Raw genomic sequence first — 24914 nt, forward strand, 5'->3', positions numbered from 1 at the left:
GACTAGTCGTCGGCAGCGTCAGATGTGTATAAGAGACAGGGGCTTGGCGGGCAGGGCCGCGGCGGCCATGCGGCGCTGCGCCAGGGCGATCTGGACGACGAACGCCTCGTCCCACTTGAGGCGTTTGCGGGCGCGGCCCAGTTCGTCCCATGTGCGGGGACGGTGGATGCCGTCGTAGGCGTCGCGGAGGCCGATCAGGCCGCGGCGCTGGAGGAGGGCCGCCGGCACGGGGTCGGCGGGCAGGTCCAGCTGGGACAGGACGGTCTCGACGGACGTGCTGATCGCCTCGATGGGCAGCGACTTCGTGGACGGGTAGATCGGGATGATCTCGTCCGCCCACTCCTGCGCGGCCTCCTCGGCCTTCTCGTGGACGACCTTGTACTGCGGGTGCGCCAGTTGCCGCACGGGCCTGCCGCTGCGCGGCCGGTAGGTGCTGATCTTCCCGGCGAACAGGCCGCGGGTGCCGGGCGACAGGTCCTTCTCGGGCCGGTAGGAGCCCTTGCGGCCGAAGAAGCTGAGCTTCAGCTCGCCGGTGCCGTCGGTGACGGTGATCTCCAGGACGTAGCCGGGGTTGCGGGACAGGGTGCGGCCCTGCACCTTGACGACCTCCGCCATGACCGTGACGTGCTCGTCGTCCTGCAGGCCGCTGAGCTGGGTCAGCTCGCCGCGGTGGGCGTAGCGGCGGGGGTAGTGGTGCAGGAGGTCGCCGACCGTGTGCAGGTCGAGGCCCTTCTCCAGCGCCTTGGCCGTCTTGTCGCCGAGGACCTTGCGCAACGGCTCGTCGAGATTCGCCACGTCGTCTTTTCTAGCCCATGGGGGCGACGGGAATCATTCGACGCCGATGAGGAGGGGGTAGCGTTCCTGGCCGCCGTCGTAGACGCCGGTCTCCACGTCGGGGTGCGCGCGGCGCAGATGCCCTTCGAGGGCGGCGGCGAGGCCGGGCGGCGCGTGCCGGCCCGCGATCAGGGTGAGCAGTTCGCCGCCGCCGGACAGCATCCGGTCCAGCAGGGCGCCCGCCACGCCCGCCACGTCCGCCCCGATCGTCACGACGTCGCCCTCGATCAGGCCGAGGACGTCGCCCGGCTGGCACAGGCCGACGCTCGTCACCGCCTCCTCTGCGGCGACCTCCAGGTGGCCGAAGCGGGTGGCGCCCGCGGCGCGGGTCATCTCGATCACGTCCTCGGCGAAGCGGCGCAGCGGGTCGTGCACCGCGAGCGCCGCCATGCCCTGGACCGACGCCTTCGTCGGCACCACCGCGATGCGCGCTCCGCCGTCGCGGGCGCGCTCCGCGGCGGCCTCGGCGAGGGAGAGGACCTCGGGTTCGTTCGGCAGGACGGTCACCTCGTCGCCCGCCGCGAGGATCGCGTCGGCCAGCACCGCGAGCGGCGGGACGGCGCCGGGCTCGCGCCGGACGACCCGCGCGCCGCACTCCTCGAACAGCGCGGCCAGCCCGTCGGCGGCGGTCACGGCGATCACCGCGCGGCCGGTGTGCGGCGCGTGCGGCCCACCGGCGGCGTGCAGGTAGGTGACGCGGAGGCGGTGCGGGCGGCCCGCCGCCATGCCCGCCTCGATCGCGGCCCCGGCGTCGTCCACATGGACGTGGACGTTCCACAGCCCCTCGCCGCCCACGACGACGAGCGAGTCCCCGAGGCCGTCGAGCCGCTCCCGCAGGGTGTGGACGGCGTCGTCGGGCGCGTCCAGCAGGTACATCACCTCGTAGCCGGGGCCCTGCGGCTCCGGCGGCTCCGCCGCGGGCGCGGACGTCCCGGAGGCGCGGGCCGGGATCTCGTACCGCTCGGGATACTCCTCGGTGAGCACCGCGACGAGGGCGTCGAGCACGACGCAGAGGCCGGCGGCGCCCGCGTCGACGACGCCGCTGCGGGCCAGGACGTCGAGCTGGCCCGTCGTGCGGCGCAGTGCCTGCCGGGCTCCCGCGGAGGCGGCTCGGGCGGCCTCGGTGAGGTCCGGGGCCGCCGCGCAGGCAGTGGCGGCTTCGGCGAGGACGCTCAGGATCGTCCCCTCCACGGGGTGCTCGACGGCGCCGCGCGCGAGCCCCGACGCGTGGTCCAGGGCCCCCGCGAAGGCGGTGCCGTCGGGTGGCGCCGCCAGCGGGCCGAGGACGTCCGCGAGGCCCCGGAACGCCTGGCTGAGGATCACGCCCGAGTTGCCCCGGGCGCCGAGCAGCGCCCCCTGGGAGAGCGCCCGCCATGCGTCGGCGCCGGCGGCGTCCGGCGCCAGCTCGTCGAGCGCGTCCGCCGCCGCGATCACGGTCAGGTGCAGGTTGGTGCCGGTGTCGCCGTCCGGGACGGGGAACACGTTGAGCGCGTCGATCTCGGTCCGGGTGCGGCCGAGCGCGTCCGCCGCCAGCCTGCACCAGCGCCGCACCGTCCCGCCGTCGAGGACGGCACGTCGATCGGACTGCCCCACAGTGCTCCTCTCCCCGCCGCAAGCTTCGCACGCCGTGCTCCGGTCGCCGTCATTCCGGCCGCCGTCCGATTCGCCTAGCCGACGGGCAGTCGGCTACTCTGATCCATGCGCCTCGTCCGAGGCGCTCATCGGTGAGCGTCCATGATGCCCGGCCCGCCCGCGGCGGCACCGGGCGGCGTTCCGGTTCAGAGCATCGACACCACTTGGAGTTTCCCGTGGCTTCCGTCTGCGACGTCTGCGGCAAGGGACCCGGTTTCGGCATGCGCGTCTCCCACTCGCACCGCCGCACCCCGCGCCGCTGGAACCCCAACATCCAGCGCGTGCGCGCCGTCGTGAACGGCACCACCAAGCGGATCAACGCCTGCACGTCCTGCATCAAGGCCGGCAAGGTCGTCAAGCCCACGGTCTGACCGCCCCGCGGCGGATTCAGGCTCGGCACTCGGGTCGGCTCACCCATCCGGTGAGTCGGCCTTTTTGCATGCCCCGCATCGCGCCTCCGGCCGGTCTCGTCACCGGCCGGACAGAGGCCCGGCATGGGCCGGGGCCGAGGGCTGTCAGCGGTGGCGCCAGGCGTGGTCGACGGGCCCGATGCCGGCGCCGAGCGGGAAGCCCGCCGCGATCGCGCCCGTCACGTACTCCTTCGCCTTCGCCACGGCCGCCGGGACGTCCTCGCCCAGCGCCAGCTGCGACGCGATGGCCGACGCGAGCGTGCAGCCGGTCCCGTGGGTGTGCCGGTTGTCGAGCCGGGGCGCGGTGAAGCGCCGCTCGTGCTCCCCGTCGAACAGCAGGTCGGCGGGCTCGCCCGGCAGGTGCCCGCCCTTGATCAGCACCCAGGCGGGGCCGAGCGCCTTGACCGCCTCGGCCGCCTCCCGCATCCCCGATTCGTCCACGACCTTGACGCCGGTGAGCTGCTCGACCTCGTACAGGTTCGGGGTGACGACGGTCGCGGCGGGCAGCAGCGCCGAGCGGACGGCGGCGACGGCGTCCGGGGCGAGCAGCGAGTCGCCGTGCTTGGAGACCCCGACCGGGTCGACGACGGCGGGCGCGTCCGACGCGGCGAGGGCCGCGGCGACGATCTCGACGAGGGCGGTGGACGCGAGCATCCCCGTCTTGATCGCGTGCACGCCGATGTCGGACAGCACCGAGTCGAGCTGGGCGCGCACCGCCTCGGGGGGCAGCTCCCAGTAGCCCTGCACGCCGAGGGAGTTCTGCGCGGTGACGGCGGCGATGACGCTCATCCCGTGGACGCCGTTGGCGAGCATGGTCTTCAGGTCCGCCTGGATGCCGGCGCCGCCGCCGGAGTCGGAGCCCGCGATGGTGAGGACGAGGGGCGGGGCCGTGGGAGTGCGCGTCATGCCGCCCACTTTATGGCGGCGTGCCGGAACCGGCGATCTCAGGCGCCGGTGGCCTCACACGAAGGCGCAGGGCAGCTTGTTGAGCACGCAGGCGTACGGCTTGGACGCGGTGCCGCGCGCGGTGAAGACGATCCTGACGGTGCCGCCGGGCGCGATGCCGGTGCGGCCGCGGACGAAGGCCAGCTCCCCGGTCCGGACGTTGGTGCCGCCGCTGACCGCGGTGACCGACGCGTTGCGGATCTTGAAGGCGAGCGCCCACGCGGGGACGGGCCGCTGCCCCTTGTTGGCGATGGTGGCGGTGGCCTTGAACCCGCCGGGGGCCCGGGACGCGACCCGGAAGGCGATCAGCAGGCCGTCGGCGCGGCCGGCGCCGCGGCCGGCGCGCTCGCCGGGGCCGCGCTGGGAGACCTGGCTGTCGCGCGGGTCGTTCTGCGTGGTCTTCGGGGAGCCGCCGCCCGCGAAGTTGAGGGAGATCTGCTGGGTGCTGAGCGCGTAGGAGACGATGCCCACCGCGATGACCAGCGCGACGATCGGGAGCAGCGGCATGGGCAGCACCGAGACGAACTTCATCCAGCCGCGCCCCTGGGACGGGGGGCCGGACGGTGCCGCGTCCTTGCCGGGACCCGGCTGCTCGGGCGGAGCGGGCGGATCGGGCGGATCGGGGGGCAGGCCCCGCGGCTGCTCGGGCAGCGTGGCGGACGGCGCCCCCGGGTAGTCGCCGGGGTAGTCCCCCGGCAGGGGGTCGAACTGCTGCGCGCCCCGCGGATCGCTCCGGGGTTCCGCACCCGGGGACGGGCCTGACCGGACCCGGTCATGCGGCGACACGTAAACGCGGTCGTCGGTCGGCCCGGAGAAGATCTCGTAGGAGGGGTCGGCGGGAGCGCCGGAGTACGGACCCTGGGACGCCTCAGCGCCCGGTACGGGTTCGTCGCCGGGTTGCCCAGCCCTGGAGTGTCGTCCCATCCCATCCTTCTTCGATCACAGGATGTATACCAAACCCGTACCAAACATGCCTACCGGATACGTAAACGCACACGGCTGTACGCGCAGCGTGCACCCCCGCGTTCACACCGGGAAATGGTCCCATGCACCGGCGGGCGGGTCGCGCCCGTCCACGCGGACTCCGGTCCCTTCCACGACCCTCCCGATCGTCCTCCAGGAGGGCGGCAGGGCGGCCGATTCCGGGAAGGTCGCGGCGAACCCGTGGTCCTCCCCGCCGGTGAGCGCGTGCCGCAGCCCGTCCGGCCCGAGGATCTCCGGGACGGGCACCGCCGCGGAGTCGACCTCGATGCGGACGCCGCCGGCCTCGGCGATGTGCCCGAGATCCTGGACGAGCCCGTCGCTCACGTCCAGCAGCGCGGTGGCACCGTGCGCCCGCGCCTCGTCCCCTGCCGTGTAGGGAGGCTCAGGACGGCGGTGCGCCGCGATCAGCTCCGCGGGCCCGTCGCGCCCGGCCGCGAGCAACGCGAGCCCCGCGGAGGCGAAGCCGAGGCGTCCCCGGACGGCCACCACGTCCCCCGGGCGCCCCCCGGACCGGGTGAGCGGCGCCGCGCCGCCGAGGTCGCCGAGCGCGGTGACCGCGAGCGCGACCTCCGGCGCGCCCACGACGTCGCCGCCCGCGACGGACGCGCCCGCGACGCGGCATTCGTCGGCGAGCCCGTCGTAGAGCCGCTCGGCCCACTCGACGCCGGTGCCGGGCGGCGCCGCGAAACCGACGAGCAGCGCCGTGGGGCGGGCGCCCATCGCGACGACGTCGGCGAGGTTCTGCGCGGCGGCCTTGCGCCCGATGTCATAGGGACCCGACCAGTCGCGGCGGAAGTGCCGCCCCTCCACGAGCAGGTCGGTGGTGGCGACGACGCGCCCGTCCGGCGCCGCGACGACCGCCGCGTCGTCGCCGGGCCCGAGCCGGACCGCGGGGCCCTGCGGGAGCCGCCGCGTCAGGCGCCCGATCAGGGCGAACTCGCCCAGGTCACCGATCGTGCCCATTCGCCCCGTTCCCCCGTGTTCGCACGTTTCCCACCGGTCTCACCGGGCACGCCGTACCCCGGCCGCCCGCAGCGGCGCGTAACACGATACGGTGAACCGTCCAACGGTTGATTCTCCGCCCGGGGAGGACGTGATGGTGCAGGCCTACATCCTCATCCAGACCGAAGTGGGCAAGGCCGCCGAGGTGGCGGGTCACATCTCCGGTATTACGGGCGTGACCCTGGCGGAGGACGTCACGGGACCCTACGACGTGATCGTCCGAGCGGAGGCGCGGAATGTGGACGAGCTTGGCAAGCTCGTCGTCGCGCAGATCCAGGCGGTCGAGGGCATCACGCGCACCCTCACCTGCCCGATCGTCCATATCTAAGCCGGCGCTCGCCCTCGGCGCGGCGCTGCTCGCGGCCGCCTGCGGCGACGGAGCGGTCCAGGTTCCAGTGCCGAGCCCCGGCGCGGCGACGCAGCGGCTGTGCCAGGGGCTGCGGCTGCCCGAGAAGGTGCACGGGCAGAAGCGCCGCGACACCTCCCCGGGCTCGCCGCTCACCGCCGCGTGGGGGTCGCCCGCGATCGCGCTGCGCTGCGGCGTCCCGCGCCCTCCGACGCTGCGGCCCGCGTCCGAGCTGGTGACCATCAACGGGATCGACTGGTTCGGGCTGCCCGCCGACCGGCCGGTCACGTTCACCGCGGTCGGCCGGCAGGCGTACGTCGAGGTGACGGTGCCGCCCAAGTACAACCCGGCCGGGGACGTGCTGATCGAGCTCGGTCCCTCGATCAAGGCCACGATCCCGGCCAAGCCCGAGGGCCAGATCTGATCACCAGATGGGGACCGGGCTCTCCCCGCGCGGGTAGTAGCCGGGGATCGGCTCGCCGGCCGCGGCCCGGTCCAGGCGCCGCTTCATCCCGTCCGACAGCACGCCGGCCTTCATCATCTCGACGAACACGGACGTGACGTTGCCGAGGTCGAACCAGTCGCGCTGCCAGGACCACCGCCGGTCCCCCGCGTACCGGAACCAGGACCCGCCGATGCCGAGCACCTCGTAGGGCGTCCCGTCGTGGCGCTTGGCGTCGGCGACCTGCTTCCAGAACCCGACGACCTCGCCCTTGGCCTCGTCGACGAGGATGCTCTGGTACGGGTACGTCCAGCCGTCCAGGCCGCCCATCTCCGAGCCGAGCGCGATGTCGCGGATCTCGTCCCGGCCGACGGCCATGAAGTCCTGGTCGGGGCCGATGTTCCAGCCGTAGGTGGCGTCCTCGGTGTAGAGGTCGGCGAGCGGGCGCCAGTCGCCCGCCTCCTCGCAGCGGCGGTTCTCGGCCAGCCAGTGCTCGACCATCGCGTCGAGTTCTTCGCGCGGGAACGACGGCATCATGCCTCCAGCAGTTTGAGGGCCTGGGTGGGGCAGTAGCGGACGGCGGCGGTCACCTCGGCGCGCAGGTCCTCCGCCGGCTCGGCGTCCAGGACCCGCACCTGTGGGCCCCGACCAACCGACCCCGACCTACCACCTCGGCCCTTGCCGGGGACCTCGAAGACGTCGGGGGCCTCCAGCTCGCACATGGCGTGTCCCTGGCACAGGTCCAGGTCGGCCTCGACCCTCACCGCCGCTCTTCCTTTCTGGGGGGCGACCCCCAGACCCCCGGGTCCGGAGGCCCGGCGATCCTCGCTTCGCTGCGGTCATCGAGCCTCCTGCGGTAGCGGGCCAGGCACGGCTGGGCGAGCTGGACGACCATCTTCGAGTGGTCGTTGCGGTAGGTCTCGGGCGGCTGGGCGGGCTCGAACTCGAAGTCCCGCAGCAGCACCGAGAAGATGGCCTTGAGCTGCATCATCGCGAAGTTTGCGCCGACGCAGCGGTGCCGCCCGGCGCCGAACGGCACCCACGTCCACCGGTTGAGGAGGTCCTCCTCGCGGGGCGCGGCGTAGCGCTCCGGGCGGAAGGCGTCGGCGCCCGGGAAGTCGGACTCGATCCGGTTGGAGACGGCGAGGCTGCAGCCGACCATCGTGCCGGCCGGGATGCGGTGGCCGAGCACCTCCTGGTCGGACTGCGCGACCCGCAGCAGCAGGATCAGCGGCGGATGCAGCCGCAGCGCCTCCTTGACCGCGGACTCCAGCTTCGGGATGGCGCGCAGCGCCTGGAACGACACCTCGCGGCCGTCGTCGTACAGCTCGTCCAGCTCGCGGACGACGCCGTCCAGGACGTCCGGGTGGCGGAGCAGCTCGATCAGCGTCCAGGCGGCGGTGCCGGACGTGGTGTGGTGCCCGGCGAACATCATCGAGATGAACATGCCGGTGACCTGGTCGGCGTCGAACTTGAGCGTGCCGTCCTCGTCCCGGATGGACATGAGGACGTCGAGCAGGTCGCGGTCCTCTTTGGGAGGGTTCGGAGGCCGGCCGTCCATGATCCCCTGGACGAGGGCGACGAGCGCGGCCCGCGCCTTGTCCCGCCGCCGGAAGCTCTCGATGTCGGCGTACGGGTCGACGTAGGCGATCGCGTCGGTGCCGCGTTCGAGGTCGTGGTACAGGTCGGCGAACCGGTGGTCGAGCTGCTCGCGGAACTTGCGCCCGATGAGGCACGCGGACGAGGTGTAGATCGTCAGCTCGGCGAAGAAGTCGAGCAGGTCGATCTCGCCCTCGTCGCCCCAGCCGGCGACCATCCGGTCGACCTCGGCGGCGATCGTCGCGGCGTGCCCCTTCAGGAACGAGCCCTTGAGCGCCTGGTTGTGCAGGGCCTCGCGGCGCTGCTCGGGGGTGGCGTCGAAGACCACGCCCTCCCCGAAGATCGGCGTCATGAACGGGTACGCCTCGGCCTGGTCCAGCACCTCGTCGGGGGCGCGGAAGAAGAACTCGTTGGCCTCCGCGCCGGACAGCAGCACGACGCGCCGCCCGGCGAGCGTGAACTCGCCGACGTCGCCGCACTCGTCGCGGACGCGGCGCATCAGCCCGATCGGGTCGGACCGCAGCTCCTCCAGATGGTCGGGCCCGCCCGACACGGCGCGCGGCTCCACCAGAGCGGTCATGATTCCTCCAAGGGGGCTTCGGGCTGTACTTCGACGAGCCGGAGATGGGCGCCGCGCGGGGTCGCGACGACCGCGGCGACGGCGGCGGCGACGTCGGACGGGCGCAGGAAGTACGGGTGGCGGGCGTGGCCCCACTTCACCCAGTCCTCCAGGACGGCACCGGTCGTCTCCGCGTCCCACGTCATGCCCATGCCGGTCGCGGTGGGGCCGGGCCGGACGATCGACGCCCGCACCCCCGTCCCCTCCAGCTCCATCTGCATGGTGCGGGCCATCCCCTCCACGCCGTTCTTGGCCGCGACGTAGGCACCCGTCCAGGAGCGCGGTTCGGGGACGGTGTCGGAGGAGATGAACACGATGTCGCCGCGGCGCCGCGCCACCATCTGCGGGACGAAGTGCGACACGAGCCGGTGCGCTCCGACGAGGTGGACCTGCAGCTGCGCGAGGAACTCGGCGGAGTCGAGTTCGTGGATGCGCCCGGCGGCCAGGTCGCCCGCACTGGACACGACGACCTCGGCGGGGCCGAGCGCGTCGCCGGCCGCCGCCGCGAACGCCTTGACGGAGTCGGAGTCGCCGACGTCCAGCGGGTGCGCGAACGCCTCTCCCCCGCCGGCCCGGATCGTGGCCGCCAGCTCCTCGCACTTGCCGGTGCGCCGCGCGCCGAGCGCGACCGGATGCCCGGCCATCGCCAGGGCCGTGGCGGTCGCCGCGCCGATGCCGGACGACGCGCCAGTGACGACGGCCGGACGCCGCTCGGGATGAGGATCGAACCGCGGCATCTACCGCACCCCCACACGAACCGGCAGCGAGGCGAACCCGCGGACGTTCACCGAATGGACCCGCTCGGCCCGCGCCTCGTCGACCTCGAAGGACGACACGCACCGCACCAGCTCGGTCAGCGCGATCCGGGCCTCGAGCCGGGCCAGGTTGGCGCCGAGGCAGAAGTGCCGCCCGCCGCCGAAGCTGACGAGCTGCGACGTGTCCCGGTCGAGGTCGTAGGCGTCGGCCTCGTCGAAGACGCGCGAGTCGCGGTTGGCCGACCCGACGAGCAGCAGCATCCGGTCGCCCGCGCTCACCTGCCGCCCGTGCAGTTCGACGTCCTGCACGACCTTGCGGGCGAGCATCTGGCTGGAGGTGTCGTAGCGGAGCGTCTCCTCCACCCAGTCGTCCACGCGGGCCGGGTCGCGGAGCGGCTTGGCGGCCTGCTCCGGGTTCCGCGACCCCCAGAACAGGGCGTTGGCCAGCAGCTTCGTCGTGGTCTCGTTGCCGGCGACGACCATGAGGAACAGGAACGCGATGATCTCGGTGTCGGCCAGCCGGTCGCCGTCGACCTCGGCGTCCAGCAGCGCCGACGTCAGGTCGCCGGCCGGCCTGCGGCGCCGCTCGGCGACCATGTCCTGGTAGTAGCCGACGAGGGTGAGCGCCGCGTCCATCCCGGCGGGCGGGACGTCGTTGAGCCCCTCCTCCCGGTGCACGACCGTGTCGGCGAGCCGGCGCACCTCCGTCCGGTCGGCCTCCGGGACGCCCATCATCTCGGAGATGACGTCCATGGGCAGGAGCCCGGCGAAGTCGGAGACGAAGTCGAACTCGCCCTTCTCCAGGGCGGGCTCCAGGTGGCGCCGGGTCAGCGCCAGGATGCCTTCGCCCAGCTCCTTCACCCGCCGCGGCGTGAAGCCCTTGGACACCAGCGCCCGCATCCGCGTGTGCCGGGGCGGGTCGAGCGCCAGGAACGACATCGTCCGATGCGCCTGCGGGCCCCAGGCGCTCGGCTCCACCGAGACGCCGTGGGAGTTGGAGAACGTCGCGTGGTCGCGGAAGGCCGCCGCGACGTCGGCGTGCCTGGACAGCGCCCAGAAACCGATCTCGTCGTTGCGGTACAGGGGCGCCTCCTCGCGGAGGCGCGCGTAGAGCGGATAGGGGTCCTCATGGACGGCGTAGTCGAACGGGCTGTAGGAGACCTGCGCGGCAGGGTCCACGGCCGTCACCTCACTCCGGGGGGTCGGGCAGGATGAGCTCCGCCATCTCGGCGAGCCGGTCGGCCATGCGGGCGTAGGAGGTGTAGCCCATGCCCGCGTGCACCAGCGCGCCGGTGTAGGCCAGCTCCAGCGCGCCGAGGATCTTGGGGTCGTCGTGGTCGCGCAGCGCCGCGCGGAGCCGCTCGCGGATCGCGACGCCGATCCGCTCCCGCAGCTCGCGGACGTCGGGGTCGGTGCCGAGCAGCGCGGTGGTGCACGCGCCCGCCAGCTCCGGCTCGTCCGACACCAGCAGCGCGATCTCGCGCAGGGTCCCGGTCACCCGCTCCAGCAACGCCCCGTCCGCCTCCACCGGGGGCAGGGCGCTGAGCCGCCGCCAGAACACCTCGGTGATCAGGTGGTTCTTGGAGGCGAAGTAGGTGTAGGCGGTCGCGGGCGCGACCCCGGCGCGGCGGGCCACGTTGCGGACGGTCAGCCCCTCGTAGCCGGACTCGCCGACCTCCGCCACGGCGGCGTCGGTGAGCCGCCGCACCGTGTCGGCCTGCCGCTCGGTGAGGCGGCGCCGGGTGGGCTCGGTCGTCAGATCCTGTTTGCCGGACACGTGTCCAGACATTAGTTCAGAAAAAGCCGGCACGCAATGACCGGCGCGTGCTCAGGGCACCAGATCGCCCCGTGGAGACGTCGTCCGCCCGGCGATGCAGGCTGACGGCTCCGATCACGAGCAGCGCCGGCCCGGCCCCGGCGATGGCCGCGTTCACCGCGCGCCGCGTGCGCCGGCGGGCGCTCGCCATCATTTGCATTGCGGCTGGTGAAAGCTCCGGCGGAGTGTCCGTCCGTTTCGTGGCGAACTCTGTTCGGATCGGCGGCGTCCCAGTGGGTGTTGCTGGGGGTGCGATGCTCGCTGCGGTCGGTGATGGAAGGGGTCATAGTTGGTGGATCGACTGGAGTCCGGGGATCCGGGGCAGATCGGGGAGTTCTGGCGGGCCGGCTGGGCGCCGGCGGGCAGGGCGTGGTCTATGACGCCTACGGCCCCGACGGGACGCGGGTGGCGATCAAGGTGCTGCACGGGGCGCAGGAGTCGCCGGCGGAACTGGCGCAGATGGCGGCCGAGGCGCGTGCGGCGCAGCGGGTCGCCTCGTTCTGCACCGCCAAGATCGTGCAAGTGCGGCTGGAGCCGCCGCGGCCCTATATCGTCAGCGAGTACATCGATGGGCTGAGCCTGCAGGCTGCCGTCACCGGTTCCGGGGAGCGGTCGGGACGGTTCGGCGGGGACGATCTGTACCGGCTGGGCATCGGGATCGCCACCGCGCTGACGGCCATTCACCAGGCCAAGGTGGTGCACCGCGACCTCAAGCCCGGCAACATCATGCTCGGCCCCGATGGCCCCCGGCTGATCGATTTCGGGATCGCGCGGGTGCTGGACACCGGTTCGGCCACCCGGGGCAGCGGGTTCGTCGGGACGCTGCGGTACATGGCCCCGGAGGTGTACGCCGGACAGCGGGCCGGGGCCGAGGCCGACGTGTTCGCCTGGGGCGCGATCATGGTGTTCGCCGCGACCGGCGAGCATGCCTTCACCGGCTCCGACCTGCCCGGGATCGCCTACCAGATCCGCACCCACGATCCCGACCTGACCGTGCTGCCCGACCCGCTGCGCAAGCTGGTGGCGACGGCGCTGGCCAAGGATCCGCTGGAACGGCCGTCGGCGCGGGCGATCTTGGCGGCGCTGACCAGTGATCCGCACAAGGGGGTCGGCGATCCACCAGACCTGGTGGGCATCGGAGTCGCGCAGGCCGGGCCGTTCAGCGGGTGGGAGCCGGGTGACCCGGCGCTGGGCAAGCTCGCCGAGGACGCCTACACCGCCCTGCCGCCCGACGAGCAGAGGCTGGTCCCGGAAGTCTTCCTGCGATGCGTGGTGCCCGGCGAAGGCGCGGGCCTGTCCACCCGCCCGGTGCCGGTCGCGGAACTGTTCGACCGCCAGGACCCCGCCGAAGGGGAGGCGCTGCAGCGGATGGTCCGGGCCTTCGCGCCCCTGCTGACCGGCAACGGCGAACACACAGGCGAGCGGGAGGGCCGGCGCGCTCCCGAGCAGATCGTTCTGGCTCGGCCGGCGGTCCTGCGAGCGTGGCCCCGGCTGCGGGACTGGGTCGAGGAACAACGCCAGGAACTACCCGTCCATCATCGCATCCGCCAGGCCGCACGTGTCTGGGATGACAACGGGCAGCGCCGCGGTGACGTGCTGACAGGCGCTTACCTGGACCACGCCGTGGGCTGGGCCAGCACCGGGCGCCGGCCGTCTCTCAACCGGATCGAACGCGGCCTGCTGGACGCCAGCACCCGTGCCCAGACCATCCGTACCCGCCGCACCCGCGCCGCCGCCCTGGTGCTGGCCATCACCACACTGTTGTCGCTCACCGCGACCGGATGGGCGATCCGGGCACAACAGAACGCCGCCCAGCAGCGCGACAACGCCACCCGCCAGCGCGACGCCATCGTCTCCCGCCAACTCGTCACGAAAAGCGGACAGACCAACGATCCGACGGTATCGGCCCTCCTCGCCGCGGCGGCCTGGCGGATTCAGGAAACCCCGGAAAGCCGCGCCGGTCTCCTCAACGTCCTCGCCAAACCGGAGCGCGCCGTCCTTCACACCGGCGCGGAAACGGTGGCCTTCAGCCCGGACGGCCGCATTATGGCCACCGGCAGCGGCGCCGGCACGGTCCGGTTGTGGGATGCGCGCACCCGCCGACCGATCGGCGAACCCCTCACCGTCGACCCCGACTCCCGCAACACCGTTTCCGCGCTGGCCTTCAGCCCGGACGGCCGCACCCTGGCCACCGTCACCAACGCCTTTGAGGGCATGATGCGGTTGTGGGACGTGCGCACTCGTCAACCGATCGGCGAACCCCTCACCAACACCGACATCAACTCAGTCGCCTTCAGCCCAGACGGCCACACCCTCGCCACCAGCGGCGCCGACGGCGTACAGCTGTGGGACGCGCGCACCCGCCAACCGACCGGCGAACCCCTCACCAACACCGACATCAACTCAGTCGCCTTCAGCCCAGACGGCCACACCCTCGCCACCAGCGGCGCCGACACGGTGCGCCTGTGGGACGTGCACACCCACCACCAAATCGGCGCACCCCTCGCCGCACCCCAGAGAAGGGCCGACATCAATCCGCTGGCCTTCAGCCCGAACGGCCATACCCTGGCCGTCGGCGGCTACATGGGCATACTGCGACTGTGGGATGTGGGGGCACGTTCACTGTCCGGCGTCCCCCTCACCGGCCACACCGACCCCATCAACTCGGCGGCCTTCAGCCGAGACGGCCGCATCCTGGCCACCAGCAGCGCGGACGGCACGGTGCGATTGTGGAACATGCGCACCCACCGCCAGATCGGCGCACCCCTCACCAGCAACCGCGACCCCCTCTTCAACGGCTTCGGCCCCGTGGCCTTCAGCCCGAACGGCCCTGTCCTGGCCGTCGGCGACGACGACGGCACAGTGCGATTGTGGAATGTGGAAACCCGCCGCCAGATCGGCGAACCCCTCAACGAAGGCGACATCGGTCCGGTCAAGTCGATGGCCTTCAGCCCAGACGGCCGTACCTTGGCCATCACCCGCGGCAGGCGTGGCGGAGCGGTGCGGCTGTGGGACGTGCCGACCCGCCGACCGATCGGTGCGCCCCTTATCCGCGACGGCACCGACCTCGTCAACTCGGTGGCCTTCAGCCCGGACAGCAGTATCCTGGTCACCGGCGGTGGCGACAAGGTGCAGTTGTGGAATGTGAAGACCCGCCGCAAGGCCGGCGCACCCCTCAAGGCCGTCGACGTCGCCTCGGTGGCCTTCAGCCCGGACGGCAGCACCCTGGCCACCGGCGGCTATAGCGAGGGCACGGTGCGGTTGTGGAATGTGGAGACCCGCCGCCAGATCGGCACCCCCCTCACAGGCCATACCGGCCCCATCCGATCCGTCGACTTCAGTCCGGACGGCCGGACCCTGGCCACCGGCAGCGAAGATGACACAGCGCGATTGTGGGATGTGGAGACCCGCCGCCAGATCGGCACACCTCTCACCCCCAACATCGGCAACATCAGCTCGGTGGTGTTCGGGCCGGACGGCCGCACCCTCGCCACCGTCAGCGACGACCTGTCCACCGACAGCGCCGATGGCACAACGTGGCTCTGGGACGTGGCGACCCCCACCAACCTTGTCGGCGCCGTCTGCGCAGTGGCCGGCCGTACGCTGACACCTCAGGAGTGGGACCAGCACGTGCCCACCGGAATCGAATTCCAGAAGGTGCGTCCCTGACCCGTCGCTCGTTCCTGTTCTGACGAGCTGTGCGGGTCGGTGGGGCGGGTGGGATTCGAACCCACTCAGCGCGAGGCACCTGGGTTACAGCCAGGCCCGACTCTCCGGACGTCGGCGCCGCCCCTTGCGCGGGCCGGTCCGGCCCGCTCGTACCTCCGACAGGATTCGAACCTGCACCACACGGCACCTCATGCCGCTGTCTCTACCGTTGGACTACGGAGGCATGCGTGCGGCCCCCGGGACTCGAACCCGGAACATCCACTTCCTGAGAGTGGCCTCTCTACCGATTGGAGTAGAGCCGCAAGGAGATCGCGAGGTCGGGCGTCACTCGCGGCGGCTCGGCCGGGGAGTCTCTAGGAGACGGGATACCGGCCGGGGCGGGCGTGCGACGCCGAGGGCAGTCGAAGTCGATACTGCTCCAGAGCCATGGCCGGTCCTCCTCTCAAGTGCTCCGTCTTGGACGGGCTGACGTCGTCTACGGTGCCACCGGCGGGCGATCCGCCGCAACGCATTTAACGGTCAGGGCTCGTCCGGGAGGGTCGAGCCGTAGGCGACCAGGGCCCAGAACGCGATCATGAGCCAGCCGAGCGCGATGCCGGTCACCGCGAGGCCGAGCCCGCGCTGCCCCTTGCGCCGCAGCCGCACCCACGCCACATGGCCGGCGACGATCGCGGGGATGGACGGCAGCCCGCACGTGATCAGCCCGATCGCGCCCATGCACGCCGCGTAGATCGCGAGGCTGTTGAGGGGCGGCCGGGCGTGCGGATGGTGCGCGGCCTGGTACTGGTGCGGCGCCTGCGTGGGCTGGCCGTGGTAGCCGGTCTGCTGCCGGTACATGTCGGGGCGGGACTCGACCGCGGCGGCGTAGCGGCTCCAGGTCTCCGCCTCGGCCCCCCGGCCCTGCCCGCTGAGCAGCACGGCGAGGCTGCGCATCGCGGCCGGGTCGCCGGCCTGCGCGGCCTGCCGGTACTGGCGCTCGACGAGCGCCGCCGCCTCGCCCGCGGCGAGCGCCGGCGGCGGGAAGGTCGCGGACGTGTGCACGGGCGGCGCCTGCGTGGGCGGCCGGGACGGCGCGGCCTGCTGCTCCCGGACGCCGCTGGAGATGAGGCCGTCCAGCAGCGACTGCGCGGACGGGCGCCGCGCCGGGTCCTTGGTGAGCGCCGCCCGGACGGCGCTGAGCAGTGTGCCCTCCAGCCCGCTCAGGTCGGGCTCGCCGCTGACGATCTGGTGGATGACGGCCGGGAGCGAGGTGCCGCCGAAGCACGGGCCGCCGCGTGCGGCGAACGCCACGGTCGCGCCCCAGGCGAACACGTCGGACGCCGGGGTGGCGCCGCGTCCGTCCAACTGCTCGGGGGCCATGAACGACGGCGTGCCGACGATGCCGCCGGTCGCGGTGAGCCGCGTCCCGTCCATGGAGCGGGCGATGCCGAAGTCGATGACGCGCGGCCCGAACGTGGACAGCAGCACGTTGGCGGGCTTCAGGTCCCGGTGCACGACGTCCGCGTCGTGGATGGCGGTCAGCGCGGTCGCGATCCCGACGGCGACGGCCTCCAGGTCGGCGCCGCGCAGCGGCCCCTCCTTCGCGACGGCGGCGTCCAGGCTCGGGCCGTTGACGAACTCGGTCACCAGGTAGGGCGGGTCCGCGGCGGGGTCGGCGGACAGGACCGGCGCCGTGCAGAACGGGCGGACGCGCTGCGCCGCCGCCACCTCCGCCTCGAACCGGGCGCGGTACTGCCGGTCGGCGGCGAACTCCCGCCTGATCACCTTGATGGCGACCTTGCGCCCGGACTCCTCCAGGCCGGCGTAGACCGTGCCCATGCCGCCCTCGCCGAGCCGGTCCACGATCCGGTAGGGCCCGATGCGTTCCGGCAGGTCGGGGTGCGGCACGGGAGGTTCTCCTCGGGACGGGGCTCGGCCGTACAAGCCTGGCACATCCGGACAGTCCGCATGGTCACGATCACTCCGCCGGGGGGTCGCCGAGGAGCGCCAGCGCCGGGACCACCACGAGCAGCGAGCACGCGGCCGCGACGAAGGCCGCGGCCGGCCGCGCGTGGTAGATCGGCAGCCACACCAGCGGCGCGACCGCGCCGCCGCCGAACCGGAACGCCGACACCGCCGACAGCGCCCCGCCCCGGTTGCGCGGGACGGCCCGCAGCGTGAGGCTCTGCAGCGCGACGATCATCATCGAGGCGCCCGCCCCGGCGAGCGTCCACCACAGGGCCAGCTCACCGGCCGTCCCGGACAGCCCGGCGACCGCGACGAAGACCCCGGTGACCACGGCCGCGGCGCCGCCGCACCGGCGCGCCCCGAACCGCTCGGCGACCCGGCCCCACACCGCGCCCAGCACGAGCCCCGCCACCCCGAACCCGAGCAGCGCGACACCGGTCAGGCCGGGGCTCACGCCGAGCTGCTCCCGCGCGTACAGCGCGACCATGAACGGCAGCGCCGACGCCCCGATGTACGACATCAGCGACGCCAGTGACAGCAGGCCCATCCGCCGGCTGACGAGCGGCCGCCACGGCGGCGCCGCGGTGGCCGGGCGCGGCTCCCCGGGCGGCGGCGCGAACGCCAGCAGGCCCGCCGCCGCGGCCACGACGACGAACCCGAGCCGCCAGGACGACGCCGCCGCGATCCCGCCGACGAGCGGGGCGAACGACTGGCCCGCCGCCTGGCAGCTGGAGTACACGCCGACGGCGCGGCCGAGCCGGTCGCGGGCCACGATGTCGCCGAGTCCGGCGAGCAGCAGCGGCGAGGTGAACGCGTTCGCCGTCCCCAGCACCGCCCGCGCGGCGAGGAAGACGGGCAGGGACGGCGCGACCGCGCACACCACGGCCCCCACGGCGTAGGCGAGGTAGGCGATCCGGACGGTGCGCCGCCGCCCCCACCGCTCGCCGACCGTCCCGGAGACCACCTGCACCAGCGCGAACGGCACGAAGTAGGCGGTCAGCGACGAGGCGGCCGCCCCTGCCGACACGTGCACGGCCCGCCCGATCTCGGGCAGCATCGGCGCCACGACCCCGCCGCCGAGCGGGCCGAGCAGCGCGCCGCCGTAGACGGCGCCGACCTTGACGCGCCGGCGGAACGCCTCAGCCAAGCCGGGCCCGCAGCGTCTCCGCCACGATGTCCGCGGTCACGTTCAGCGGACGGACGTCATGCGCCGTCCGGCTGAGCACGAGCGCCCCCTCGAAGGCGCTCAGCACATAGGTGGCCAGGTCTCCGGCCTGCTCCGCCGCGATCCCGGCCGCGGTCAGCCGCCGGGCGATGGCCGCCTCCCACGAGGCGAACACCTCCGCGCACGCGTGGCGCAGCGGCTCGCTCGTGCCGGCGACCTCCAGCGCCACCGTCGCGATGGGGCACCCGTCACCCCAGTCCGACTTCCGCAGCGCCTCCACGCTCAGCTGGAAGAAGTCGCGCACCGACTGCACGGTGTCCTGCTCGGCCCGCGCGAAGACGAGGTCGAACAGCCGCAGGTACCGGTCCCCCGAATGCCGGACGGCCGCGGCCCCCAGCTGCTCCTTCCCGCCCGGGAAGAAGTGGTACAGCGACCCCCAGGGCGCCTCGCCGGCCGCGGTGATCTGCTTGAGCCCCGTCCCCGTGTAGCCCTGCTCGCGGAAGAGCTGCGCGCTCGCCTCCAGCAGCCGGGTCCGTGTGTCGCGCGTCATGCCCGCCACCCTAGCCATTGCCGTCACTAGATCGGTCTATCTACTATGACGATCGATCTAGACAGGGAGGACGCATGACCACGCGAACCGAAACCGTGCGAACCGAACACGAGGGACCGGTCGAGATCATCACGCTCGACCGCCCGTCCCGCCGCAACGCGGTGGACGCCCCGGCGGCCCGCGAACTGGCCGCCGCCGTCCACGGCTTCGAGGCGGGCGATGCGAGGGTCGCCGTGCTGACCGGCGCCGGGGGCACCTTCTGCGCGGGCAGCGACCTGAAGGCGATGGCCGCCGGCGAGTTCCCGGCCCCGGCGCTCGACGGCCCGCCCCCGATGGCGGTCACGCGGACCCGCACGTCCAAGCCGGTGATCGCCGCGATCGAAGGCTACTGCTTCGGCGGCGGCTTCGAACTGGCCCTCTGGTGCGACCTCCGGGTCGCCTCCGAGACCGCCGAGTTCGGCCTGCTCAACTTCGAGCACGGCCTCCCGTCCCTGGACGGCGCGACCGTCCGCCTCCCCCGCCTGGCCGGGCACTCCCGGGCATTGGACGCCCTTCTCACGGCCCGCCGCATCCCCGCGCGGGAAGCCGCCGGGTGGGGGCTGATCACCACCCTCACGGCTCCCGGCGAAGCACTCAAGACGGCACTCGCCCTGGCGACCCGGATCGCGTCCCTGCCGCAACCGGCCCTGCGGGCCGCCCGGACCTCGATCCTGACCCAGGCGCCACTGTCCGAGCCCGACGCGCTGCGGAACGAGACGGCCCTCGCCCTGACCGCCGCGGGATCGATTCCGCCGGATCGGCCCTTGCGTTCCCGCCTGCCCTGAACTGTAGTCTGGACACGTGTCCAGAACAATCGACCGCTTGCTTCTGCTGGACGGGCGGCTCGTCCCCGGCACGGGCGGCGGCGCCTTCGAGACGATCAACCCCGCGACCGAGGAGGTGCTCGGCACCGCCGCCGACGCCACCGCCGCCGACATGGACCGCGCGATCGGCGCCGCCCGCCGCGCGTTCGACGAGACCGGCTGGGCCACCGACCACGCGTTCCGGGTGCGGTGCCTGCGGCAGCTCCGGGAGGGGCTGCGCAGGCGCGCCGACGAGCTGCGCGAACTCACGATCAAGGAGGTGGGCGCGCCCAGGTTCCTGACGTTCGGGGCGCAGCTCGACGCGCCCGTGGACGACCTGGGCTGGTTCGCCGACCTCGCCGAGGGCTACGAGTGGGAGCGCGGCCTCGGACGCGCCGAGCCGATGGGGATGCCCAGCGACCGGTGGGTCCGCAGGGAGGCGGCGGGCGTCGTCGGCGCCATCACCCCGTGGAACTTCCCGCACCAGATCAACCTGGCCAAGCTGGGCCCGGCGCTGGCGGCGGGGAACACGGTGGTGCTGAAGCCGGCGCCCGACACGCCCTGGTGCGCGGCCGTCCTCGGCGAGGTCGTCGCGGACGAGACCGACATCCCGCCCGGCGTCGTCAACGTCGTCACGTCGTCCGACCACGGGCTGGGCGAGCAGCTCGCCCAGGACCCGCGCGTCGATCTGGTGTCGTTCACCGGCTCCACCGCGACCGGCCGCAGCGTGATGACGAGCGCCGCCGCCACGCTCAAGAGGGTGTTCCTGGAACTCGGCGGCAAGTCGGCGTTCGTGGTGCTGGACGACGCCGACCTCCGGGCCGCGTGCTCGTACGCGGCGTTCGCCGGGATCGCGCACGCGGGCCAGGGCTGCGCGATCACCACGCGGATCCTCGTCCCGCGCGACCGCTACGACGAGGCCGCCGAGGTGACCGCCGGGGCGCTGGCGAAGCTCGGCACCGGCGACCCGCAGGACGACCGGACGATCTGCGGCCCGGTCATCTCCGCCCGGCAGCGCGACCGGATCGAGGGCTACCTGGAGCTGGCCGTCGAGGAGGGCGGCGCGTTCGCGTGCGGCGGCGGCCGCCCGCAGGGCCGGGACAAGGGCTTCTGGGTCGAGCCGACCCTGGTCACCGGGCTGACCAACGACTCCCGCGCGGCGCGCGAGGAGATCTTCGGGCCGGTGCTGGTGATGCTGCCGCATGACGGCGACGACGACGCGGTCCGGATCGCCAACGACTCGCCCTACGGGCTGTCCGGCGCGGTGCACGGCGGCGACGCCGAGCGGGCGCGCGCCGTCGCGAAGCGGCTGCGCGCCGGGACGGTCAGCGTGAACGGCGGCGTCTGGTACGGCGCCGACGTGCCGTTCGGCGGCTACAAGCAGTCGGGCATCGGCCGCGAGATGGGCGTGGCCGGCTTCGAGGAGTACCTGGAGACCAAGGCGATCGCGGAGAGTGCGTCATGAGGTTCGAGGGAAGGGTCGCGGTCGTCACCGGGGCCGCGCAGGGCATCGGCGAGGCGTACGCGCGGGCGCTGGCGTCCGAGGGAGCGCACGTGGTCGTCGCGGACGTCGACGAGCGCGGCCGGGCCGTCGCCGACGACATCAAGGGCCTGTTCGTCCGGACGGACGTCTCCGACCCCGCCTCGGTCCAGGCCATGGCGGACGCGGCCGTGGAGCGGTTCGGCGGGATCGACCATCTCGTCAACAACGCCGCCATCTTCGGGACGATGAAGCTGGACTTCCTCTTCACCGTCGACTGGGACTACTACAAGAGGTTCATGTCCGTGAACATGGACGGCGCGCTCCTCTGCGCACGCGCCTGCCTCCCCCACATGCAGGCGCGCGGCGGCGGTTCCATCGTGAACCAGTCGTCCACGGCGGCGTGGCAGTACTCCGGCTTCTACGGGCTCGCCAAGGTCGGGATCAACGGCCTCACCCAGCAGCTCGCACACGAGCTGGGCAGCATGGGCATCCGCGTGAACGCGATCGCGCCCGGCCCGATCGACACCGAGGCGAACCGCACCGTCGTCCCCGGCAACATGTCGCAGAAGATCGTCCAGGAGAAGATGGCGCTGAAGCGGATGGGCTCGCCCGAGGACCTCGTCGGCGCGTGCCTGTTCCTGCTGTCGGACGAGGCCGCCTGGATCACCGGGCAGATCATCAACGTGGACGGCGGCGAGGTGTTCCGCTCATGACGACCGGTTTCATCGGGCTCGGGCAGATGGGCGCGCCCATGGCGGGGCACCTGACCGGCGAGGGCCTGATCGTGTACGACACGCGCGCCGAGGCGATGGCGCCGCTGGTGGAGGCGGGCGCGCGGGCCGCCAGGAGCGTCGCCGACGTGGCCGCGCACGCGGACCTCGTCTCGATCATGGTCCGGGACGACGCCCAGGTGGACGAGGTGGGCGCGGAGGTGCTCGCGAGCGCGCGTCCGGGCACCGTCCTCGCGATCCATTCGACGATCCGCGCGAAGACCGCCGAGGACCTCGCCGCGCGGGCCCGCCGGTACGAGATCGAGGTGGTGGACGCGCCGGTCAGCGGCGGGTTCATGGGGGCGAGCGCGGGCACCCTCGCGGTGATGGTCGGCGGGACGGACGAGGCGTTCGAGCGCTGCCGGGAGCCGTTCGGCGCGTGGGCCGAGCTCGTCCTGCACATGGGGCCGGTCGGCGCCGGCACCCGCACCAAGCTGGCCCGCAACATGCTCACCTTCGTCGGGTACACCGCCGCCGCCGAGGCGCAGCGGCTCGCGGAGGCGTCCGGGGTGTCGCTGCGCAAGCTGGGCCGGATCGTCCGGCACACCGACGCGCTCACCGGCGGCCCCGGCATGCTCATGCTGCGGCCGACGACCGCGCCCATGAAACCGGACGACGACCTGTACGACGTCCTGCGGCACACCCGCGACCTCGGCGAGAAGGACCTGGCCCTCGCGCTGGAACTGGCGGACGAACTCGGGGTGGACACCCCGCTCGCCCAGATCGCCAAGGAGCGTTTCGGCCCCGGCCTCGGCCTGGCGGAGGAGAACGATGGCTGAGCAGGGCGAGCCCGGGGGCGTGGGGGATCAGCGGCCTCCGAGCGGCACGAACGAGCGGCGCGAGCGCGGGCTGGAGATGATGCGGCAGGTCTACGGCTGGGAGATCGGGGACGCGCCCGGCGAGTTCTTCGGCCTCACCGTCGACCACCTCTTCGGCGACATCTGGACGCGGCCGGGGCTGAGCCTGCGCGACCGGCGCCTCCTGCTCGTCGGCGTCCTCGCCGGCCAGGGGCTCAACGACGTCCTCGACATCCAGATCCTGGCGGCGCTGGCCAACGGGGAGCTGTCGCCGGACGAGCTGCGCGAGATCGGCATCTTCCTGACCCACTACATCGGCTGGCCGCTCGGCTCGAAGCTGAGCGTGCAGATCGACACCCTGATCGCGAAACACGAGAAACGGAAGAAGAAGGGCGGATAGCGCAACCGGCGGGCCGGTGCGAGCGTCCAAGGTCCATGGACGGTCGTCTCCTCGCACCGGCCGCGGTGGCGCTCCTGCTGGCCGGGATCGCCGGATGCTCAGGGTCCCCAGGCCGCGGCGACCGGACGGTCCCGAGCGCTCCGCCGGTACGGCTCGTCGCCTATGACGGCTGCGACAAGCTCCACGAGGAGCTCCAGCGCGCCACGGCGGACAAGGTCGGCCCGTTCGGCCTGGACGACACGCCCGCGCTTCCCGCCGACGGCATCCGGGCGCTGGGGAAGGCTCCGAGCGCCGCCAAGGCGCCCGGGGCGGCACCGGAGCATTCCACCACCAACTCCCACGAGCCCGGCGCGGACGAGCCCGACCAGGTGAAGACCGACGGCCGCAGGATCGTCACGGTCGCGGACGGGCGGCTCAGGGTCATCGACCCGGCCACCCGCAAGGTGACGCACACCCTCGAACTGCCGGGCGGCCACCGGTCCGGCGACGGGGAGCTGCTGCTGAGCGGCGACCGTGCGCTCGTCCTCAGCCGGAGCGCACGGATGGTGCCCTTCGACCGGCCGGCACCGGGACAGCGTCCCCTCCCGTCGCCGCAGCAGACGATGCGCCTGACGCTGGTCGACCTCTCCGGCGCCCCGAAGGTCGCCGGGTCGATGACGTCCGGCACCGACTACCTGGACGCGCGGCAGAGCGGCTCGACGGTGCGCGTCGTCGTGCACTCCCGGCCGCGCATCTACTTCCCGGGCGGGAACGGCCGGAAGAAGTCCGTGGCGGCCAACCGGGACGCCGTCTGGGAGGCTCCGCTCGACGCCTGGCTCCCCGCCTTCCAGCTGGACGGCGGGCAGAGCTTCCGGACGCCGTGCGACCAGGTCAGCCGCCCGTCCTCGTACGCCGGTTCGTCGATGCTGACCGTGCTGACGTTCGACCTGGCGAAGGGCCTCGGCGACCCGCGGCCGGTCGCGGTGACCGCCGACGGCTCGACCGTCTACGGCAACGGGAAGAGCCTGTACGTCACGGGCACTCCCCCGCAGCTGTTCACGTGGCCGCGCAAGAAGACTCCTGAGTCGCACACGGACGTGTACAAGTTCGACGTCAGCGGCAAGGGACGCCCCCGTTATGTGGCAGCGGGCTCGGTGAAGGGCTTCTTGCTCAACCAGTACTCCATGTCGGAGCACGACGGGAACCTGCGCATGGCCACGACGACCAGCCAGGTGGAGCCGGACGACAGGTCGTCCCAGAGCTCGGTGTACGTCCTGGCGCAGCAAGGCGGAAGCCTCAAGGAGATCGGGCGGCTCGACGGGCTCGGGAAGGGCGAGCGCATCCACTCCGTGCGGTTCATCGGCCCCACCGCCTACGTCGTGACGTTCAGGCAGACCGACCCGCTGTACGTCGTCGACCTGAAGGACCCGCGCCGGCCGCGCCTCACCGGCGAGCTGAAGATCAACGGCTACTCCGCGTACCTGCACCCCACGGCCGACGGGAGACTACTCGGCGTGGGCCAGGACGCCGACGCCTCCGGACGGACGAGCGGCCTCCAGGTCTCCCTCTTCGACGTCTCCGGCGAGCCGCGCCGGATCGGCTCCTACACGCTCCCCGGAACGACGTCCCAAGTCGAGTTCGATCCGCACGCGTTCCTGTACTGGCCGAAGACCGGCCTGACCGTCGTCCCCGTGCGGCAGCGTGACGGCGGGACGCCCGAGGCGCTCGCCCTCAAGGTCACGGGCACCGGCATCACGATGGCCGGTACCGTCCGGAACCCCAGCGAGACTCCCGGCACGGGCGTCACCCGCTCACTCGTCGTCGGCGACACCCTCTGGACGTTCTCGGACGACGGTGCCCGCGCCGTCGACGCGTCCACCCTCAAGGACGGCGACCGGCTCCCCTACGACTAGTCAGCCGCCCGCTGG

General features: G+C 73.0%; 24 protein-coding genes and 3 tRNA genes. 10 read left to right on the top strand and 17 right to left on the bottom strand.

The genetic code is table 11. From position 1 onward, the window contains the following. Window positions 1-18 precede the first annotated feature (18 nt). Both E1293_RS01890 and E1293_RS01895 read right to left on the bottom strand, forming a co-directional pair. Entirely contained in the window at window positions 19-795 is a 777-nt protein-coding gene (locus E1293_RS01890; RefSeq protein ID WP_243715958.1) for an OB-fold nucleic acid binding domain-containing protein, read from the bottom strand. Window positions 796-828: 33 nt separating this feature from the next. Beyond that, window positions 829-2427 carry a DAK2 domain-containing protein gene (locus E1293_RS01895; RefSeq protein WP_132193110.1) on the bottom strand — a complete coding sequence of 533 codons (1599 nt, stop codon included), beginning with the start codon at window positions 2425-2427 and terminating at the stop codon, window positions 829-831. A gap of 215 nt (window positions 2428-2642) precedes the next feature. Here E1293_RS01895 and rpmB point away from each other — a divergent pair, with 215 nt between their 5' ends. Beyond that, a complete protein-coding gene (gene rpmB / locus E1293_RS01900; RefSeq protein ID WP_132193112.1) occupies window positions 2643-2837 on the top strand; it encodes a 50S ribosomal protein L28 in 195 nt (64 codons plus the stop codon). Between the two features lie 144 nt (window positions 2838-2981). On the opposite strand, the gene thiD is transcribed toward rpmB, so the two are convergent. The 3 genes from thiD to E1293_RS01915 form a co-directional block, all read right to left on the bottom strand. Then, window positions 2982-3782, bottom strand: coding sequence for a bifunctional hydroxymethylpyrimidine kinase/phosphomethylpyrimidine kinase (thiD, locus tag E1293_RS01905; RefSeq protein WP_132193114.1), 801 nt, complete (start codon window positions 3780-3782; stop codon window positions 2982-2984). 54 nt (window positions 3783-3836) lie between these two features. Continuing rightward, window positions 3837-4745: a cellulose binding domain-containing protein gene (locus tag E1293_RS01910; protein ID WP_132193116.1), complete on the bottom strand. Its 909-nt coding sequence runs from the start codon at window positions 4743-4745 to the stop codon at window positions 3837-3839. A 102-nt stretch (window positions 4746-4847) separates the two neighbouring features. Then, complete coding sequence (locus tag E1293_RS01915) at window positions 4848-5768, bottom strand: thiamine-phosphate kinase (RefSeq protein WP_132193118.1); 921 nt, start codon at window positions 5766-5768, stop codon at window positions 4848-4850. Between the two features lie 133 nt (window positions 5769-5901). Between E1293_RS01915 and E1293_RS01920 the strand changes: the two genes are divergently transcribed. Both E1293_RS01920 and E1293_RS01925 read left to right on the top strand, forming a co-directional pair. Beyond that, complete coding sequence (locus E1293_RS01920; RefSeq protein ID WP_121435375.1) at window positions 5902-6135, top strand: Lrp/AsnC family transcriptional regulator; 234 nt, start codon at window positions 5902-5904, stop codon at window positions 6133-6135. Next, a complete protein-coding gene (locus E1293_RS01925) occupies window positions 6128-6577 on the top strand; it encodes a DUF3515 domain-containing protein (protein ID WP_341770169.1) in 450 nt (149 codons plus the stop codon). Before E1293_RS01920 ends, E1293_RS01925 begins: the two co-directional genes overlap by 8 nt. Here E1293_RS01925 and E1293_RS01930 read toward each other — a convergent pair whose 3' ends face one another. Genes E1293_RS01930 through E1293_RS01955 form a run of 6 tightly spaced genes read right to left on the bottom strand, consistent with a single transcriptional unit; the run spans window position 6578 to window position 11345 of the window. Continuing rightward, entirely contained in the window at window positions 6578-7132 is a 555-nt protein-coding gene (locus E1293_RS01930; RefSeq protein ID WP_243715960.1) for a Cif family virulence factor, read from the bottom strand. Further along, the gene (locus E1293_RS01935; protein WP_132193122.1) at window positions 7129-7359 is read right to left on the bottom strand and encodes a ferredoxin; all 231 of its coding nucleotides are present in this window, start codon (window positions 7357-7359) and stop codon (window positions 7129-7131) included. The genes E1293_RS01930 and E1293_RS01935 overlap by 4 nt, the downstream gene beginning before the upstream one ends. Next, the gene (locus E1293_RS01940) at window positions 7356-8774 is read right to left on the bottom strand and encodes a cytochrome P450 (protein WP_132193124.1); all 1419 of its coding nucleotides are present in this window, start codon (window positions 8772-8774) and stop codon (window positions 7356-7358) included. Before E1293_RS01940 ends, E1293_RS01935 begins: the two co-directional genes overlap by 4 nt. Beyond that, window positions 8771-9550 carry an SDR family oxidoreductase gene (locus E1293_RS01945; RefSeq protein ID WP_132193126.1) on the bottom strand — a complete coding sequence of 260 codons (780 nt, stop codon included), beginning with the start codon at window positions 9548-9550 and terminating at the stop codon, window positions 8771-8773. Before E1293_RS01945 ends, E1293_RS01940 begins: the two co-directional genes overlap by 4 nt. Then, on the bottom strand, window positions 9551-10747 hold the full coding sequence (locus E1293_RS01950; protein WP_207938623.1) for a cytochrome P450: 1197 nt from the start codon (window positions 10745-10747) through the stop codon (window positions 9551-9553). A 10-nt stretch (window positions 10748-10757) separates the two neighbouring features. Further along, window positions 10758-11345 carry a TetR/AcrR family transcriptional regulator gene (locus E1293_RS01955; RefSeq protein WP_243715961.1) on the bottom strand — a complete coding sequence of 196 codons (588 nt, stop codon included), beginning with the start codon at window positions 11343-11345 and terminating at the stop codon, window positions 10758-10760. 312 nt (window positions 11346-11657) lie between these two features. Here E1293_RS01955 and E1293_RS01960 point away from each other — a divergent pair, with 312 nt between their 5' ends. After that, a complete protein-coding gene (locus E1293_RS01960) occupies window positions 11658-15053 on the top strand; it encodes a WD40 repeat domain-containing serine/threonine protein kinase (RefSeq protein ID WP_279472862.1) in 3396 nt (1131 codons plus the stop codon). A gap of 40 nt (window positions 15054-15093) precedes the next feature. Here the strand turns inward: E1293_RS01960 and E1293_RS01965 are convergent. The 6 genes from E1293_RS01965 to E1293_RS01990 all read right to left on the bottom strand — a co-directional run bounded on the left by E1293_RS01965 (window position 15094) and on the right by E1293_RS01990 (window position 18715). Continuing rightward, window positions 15094-15177 (bottom strand) — tRNA-Tyr (locus E1293_RS01965). 26 nt (window positions 15178-15203) lie between these two features. Beyond that, window positions 15204-15276: transfer RNA gene (locus E1293_RS01970), tRNA-Leu, on the bottom strand. A 5-nt stretch (window positions 15277-15281) separates the two neighbouring features. Beyond that, window positions 15282-15355 (bottom strand) — tRNA-Leu (locus E1293_RS01975). 217 nt (window positions 15356-15572) lie between these two features. Next, entirely contained in the window at window positions 15573-16940 is a 1368-nt protein-coding gene (locus E1293_RS01980; protein WP_132193132.1) for a protein kinase domain-containing protein, read from the bottom strand. A 70-nt stretch (window positions 16941-17010) separates the two neighbouring features. Further along, window positions 17011-18147, bottom strand: a complete 1137-nt coding sequence (locus E1293_RS01985) for an MFS transporter (protein ID WP_132193134.1) — start codon at window positions 18145-18147, stop codon at window positions 17011-17013. Then, the gene (locus E1293_RS01990) at window positions 18140-18715 is read right to left on the bottom strand and encodes a TetR/AcrR family transcriptional regulator (RefSeq protein ID WP_132193136.1); all 576 of its coding nucleotides are present in this window, start codon (window positions 18713-18715) and stop codon (window positions 18140-18142) included. Before E1293_RS01990 ends, E1293_RS01985 begins: the two co-directional genes overlap by 8 nt. A gap of 74 nt (window positions 18716-18789) precedes the next feature. Here E1293_RS01990 and E1293_RS01995 point away from each other — a divergent pair, with 74 nt between their 5' ends. Genes E1293_RS01995 through E1293_RS02020 form a run of 6 tightly spaced genes read left to right on the top strand, consistent with a single transcriptional unit; the run spans window position 18790 to window position 24899 of the window. Further along, the gene (locus E1293_RS01995) at window positions 18790-19539 is read left to right on the top strand and encodes an enoyl-CoA hydratase-related protein (RefSeq protein WP_132193138.1); all 750 of its coding nucleotides are present in this window, start codon (window positions 18790-18792) and stop codon (window positions 19537-19539) included. Between the two features lie 16 nt (window positions 19540-19555). Then, window positions 19556-21022: an aldehyde dehydrogenase gene (locus tag E1293_RS02000; protein WP_207938625.1), complete on the top strand. Its 1467-nt coding sequence runs from the start codon at window positions 19556-19558 to the stop codon at window positions 21020-21022. Then, window positions 21019-21753 carry an SDR family oxidoreductase gene (locus tag E1293_RS02005; RefSeq protein WP_132193140.1) on the top strand — a complete coding sequence of 245 codons (735 nt, stop codon included), beginning with the start codon at window positions 21019-21021 and terminating at the stop codon, window positions 21751-21753. The genes E1293_RS02000 and E1293_RS02005 overlap by 4 nt, the downstream gene beginning before the upstream one ends. Next, window positions 21750-22589, top strand: a complete 840-nt coding sequence (locus E1293_RS02010) for an NAD(P)-dependent oxidoreductase (RefSeq protein WP_132193142.1) — start codon at window positions 21750-21752, stop codon at window positions 22587-22589. Before E1293_RS02005 ends, E1293_RS02010 begins: the two co-directional genes overlap by 4 nt. Continuing rightward, on the top strand, window positions 22582-23007 hold the full coding sequence (locus E1293_RS02015) for a carboxymuconolactone decarboxylase family protein (protein ID WP_132193144.1): 426 nt from the start codon (window positions 22582-22584) through the stop codon (window positions 23005-23007). The genes E1293_RS02010 and E1293_RS02015 overlap by 8 nt, the downstream gene beginning before the upstream one ends. 35 nt (window positions 23008-23042) lie before the next feature. Then, the gene (locus E1293_RS02020; protein WP_207938626.1) at window positions 23043-24899 is read left to right on the top strand and encodes a beta-propeller domain-containing protein; all 1857 of its coding nucleotides are present in this window, start codon (window positions 23043-23045) and stop codon (window positions 24897-24899) included. The last annotated feature ends 15 nt before the right edge of the window (window positions 24900-24914 follow it).

Origin of the sequence: Actinomadura darangshiensis (assembly GCF_004349235.1) — a bacterium.
GTDB classification, from domain to species: Bacteria; Actinomycetota; Actinomycetes; order Streptosporangiales; family Streptosporangiaceae; genus Spirillospora; species Spirillospora darangshiensis.

Coding starts and splice junctions, on each gene's coding strand:
- thiD (WP_132193114.1), bottom strand. CDS start 3,782: ATGACGCGCACTCCCACGGCCCCGCCCCTCGTCCTCACCATCGCGGGC.
- E1293_RS01945 (WP_132193126.1), bottom strand. CDS start 9,550: ATGCCGCGGTTCGATCCTCATCCCGAGCGGCGTCCGGCCGTCGTCACT.
- E1293_RS01995 (WP_132193138.1), top strand. CDS start 18,790: ATGACCACGCGAACCGAAACCGTGCGAACCGAACACGAGGGACCGGTC.
- E1293_RS01990 (WP_132193136.1), bottom strand. CDS start 18,715: ATGACGCGCGACACACGGACCCGGCTGCTGGAGGCGAGCGCGCAGCTC.
- E1293_RS02015 (WP_132193144.1), top strand. CDS start 22,582: ATGGCTGAGCAGGGCGAGCCCGGGGGCGTGGGGGATCAGCGGCCTCCG.
- E1293_RS01920 (WP_121435375.1), top strand. CDS start 5,902: ATGGTGCAGGCCTACATCCTCATCCAGACCGAAGTGGGCAAGGCCGCC.
- E1293_RS02005 (WP_132193140.1), top strand. CDS start 21,019: ATGAGGTTCGAGGGAAGGGTCGCGGTCGTCACCGGGGCCGCGCAGGGC.
- E1293_RS01915 (WP_132193118.1), bottom strand. CDS start 5,768: ATGGGCACGATCGGTGACCTGGGCGAGTTCGCCCTGATCGGGCGCCTG.
- E1293_RS01960 (WP_279472862.1), top strand. CDS start 11,658: ATGGAAGGGGTCATAGTTGGTGGATCGACTGGAGTCCGGGGATCCGGG.
- E1293_RS02010 (WP_132193142.1), top strand. CDS start 21,750: ATGACGACCGGTTTCATCGGGCTCGGGCAGATGGGCGCGCCCATGGCG.
- E1293_RS01930 (WP_243715960.1), bottom strand. CDS start 7,132: ATGATGCCGTCGTTCCCGCGCGAAGAACTCGACGCGATGGTCGAGCAC.
- E1293_RS01940 (WP_132193124.1), bottom strand. CDS start 8,774: ATGACCGCTCTGGTGGAGCCGCGCGCCGTGTCGGGCGGGCCCGACCAT.
- E1293_RS01910 (WP_132193116.1), bottom strand. CDS start 4,745: ATGGGACGACACTCCAGGGCTGGGCAACCCGGCGACGAACCCGTACCG.
- E1293_RS02020 (WP_207938626.1), top strand. CDS start 23,043: ATGGACGGTCGTCTCCTCGCACCGGCCGCGGTGGCGCTCCTGCTGGCC.